At 48.8% G+C, this 2,125-nt stretch carries 2 protein-coding genes; both read left to right on the top strand.

The window, feature by feature from the left end; genetic code table 11:
* Window positions 1–615: FAD binding domain-containing protein (locus ACSHWX_RS18515; RefSeq protein ID WP_435669682.1), on the top strand; the 615-nt coding region annotated here is incomplete at its 5' end.
* 98 nt (window positions 616–713) lie between these two features.
* On the top strand, window positions 714–2,125 hold a 1,412-nt coding region (locus ACSHWX_RS18510; RefSeq protein ID WP_435669681.1), incomplete at its 3' end, for a molybdopterin cofactor-binding domain-containing protein.

Raw genomic sequence — 2,125 nt, 5'->3', positions numbered from 1 at the left:
CTACTAGACAGATTCGCCTCTACACCTATCCGTAATCAAGCGACCCTGGGCGGCAATGTCGCGAACGCCTCCCCCATCGGCGATATGCCCCCAGCGCTATTGGCGCTAAATGCAGTGATCAAGGTAGATAATGGCACGACTCGTCGAGACATTGCTATTAGCGACTTTTTCACAGGTTATCGCCAAACGCGGTTGCAAAATGATGAGTGGATTGAAGCGATTTTCATCCCTTACCTTAAGCCGAACGCCCAAGTGCGGGCGTATAAAATTTCTAAGCGCCAAGAAGATGATATCTCAGCTGTGTGTGCCGTGTTTAATTTGGCGCTAGACGAGAACAGCAACGTATTACAACTAAAATCTGGTTTTGGCGGCGTAGCAGCCACACCAGCGTCAGTTGATGCCTTGAGCGATGCCATTAAAGGCAAAGACTGGTCTAAAATCAGTACGTTTGAGTTAGGCAAAAAAGTACTTAGTGAATCGTTTACCCCCCTTGACGACGTGCGCGCCAGCGCTGAGTATCGTCAAGCCTTGTTGGTCAATCTGTTTAGGCGCTTTTGGTTGCAAACGAATCAACAGAGCCAGCAAATTGAAACGCGAGTGCACGCATATGAATAACCATTGCTGTTTTATTTCTGTTAACGAATCATTTGCACCTTGGGTGCCTGATTGTCTTCTTAGCTTTTTTCATTCACCAATACAGCGAGGTTACGGCCATGCGTAAACTTATTGAACAGCCGTTTACCAGTAACCCCCAAGGGAAAGTAGGCAAATCACATCCTCACGAAAGTGCTATTCGCCAAGTCAGCGGCCAAGCCCGTTACGTGGACGACATGCCCCAACCTGCTAATTTGCAGTACGCGGCAGTGGGCACCAGCCCTGAAGCCTCAGGTACGTTAAATTCTATCGATTTAACGGCTGTATGGGCAAGCCCAGGCGTAACCGACGTGATTACTGTGGATGACGTACCAGGTCATGTGGATATCGCCCCAGTATTTGATGGCGACCCTATTTTTGCCCAAGACCGAGTGTTATTCAACGGTCAGGCCTTATTCGCGGTATTAGCCGACAGCGTGCAACATGCACGGCAGGCTGCGCTCAAAGCCATAATTGATATTACGCCATCTGCGCCGTGCCTAACGGTTGAAACTGCAAAACAGCAGAGTAATTTTGTGCGCCCAGCGCATTTTATGCAACAAGGTGATTTTGACACTGCCTTTGGCCGAAGCGAACTTAATGCTCAAGGGCATTTAAGCATCGGCGGTCAAGAACACATGTATCTTGAAGGCCAAGTGTCTATGGCGATAAACGATGAGGAAGACCGCGTATTGGTTTACACATCGAGTCAGCACCCCAGTGAAGTTCAAAAACTTATCGCAGAAGTATTAGGCTGCAAATTGCATAAGGTCGTGGTGGATATGCGCCGTATGGGTGGTGGTTTTGGCGGTAAGGAAACCCAAGCGGCACAATGGGCGTGTATTGCTGCTCTGCTTGCCAAACGTAACCAGTGCGCTGTAAGACTTCGCCTACCACGCATGCAAGACATGATTGCCACTGGTAAGCGCCATCCATTTGAAAACAGCTATCAAGTGGGCTTTAACCAAGAAGGCCTAATCAGGGCTGCTGATATCGACATCAACGGTAACTGCGGGCACTCACCTGACTTATCTGATGCCATTGTTGACAGGGCAATGTTTCATTGTGATAACGGTTATTACCTTGAGAACGTCAATGTGGCGGGCCATCGCTGTCGCACTAATCAGGTGTCACACACTGCCTATCGCGGTTTTGGTGGCCCACAAGGTATGATCGTAGCCGAAGCGATGATGGACGCGATTGCACGAAAAGTAGGTAAAGATCCACTAACGGTACGTAAATTGAACCTATATGGCGATAAAGAGCGTAACCTCACGCCGTATGGCATGACCGTAGAGCATAACTTGTTGGGCGACCTGATTGCACGCTTAGAAGCGTCTTCTGATTATTGGGCGCGCAGAAAGGCCATCACCCAGTTTAATAACACCAGTCCCATTATTAAAAAAGGCTTGTCGCTGACACCCGTTAAAATTGGCATCGCCTTTACTGCGAAGCATTTGCATCAAGCAGGAGCGCTGCTGCACGTTTACAC

The sequence above is a fragment of the Maritalea sp. genome, from assembly GCF_051251695.1.
In the GTDB taxonomy this organism is placed as follows: Bacteria; Pseudomonadota; Alphaproteobacteria; order Rhizobiales; family Devosiaceae; genus Maritalea.
Note: the sequence above shows the minus strand (reverse complement) of the source record. Positions and strands in the feature narration are given on the sequence as shown.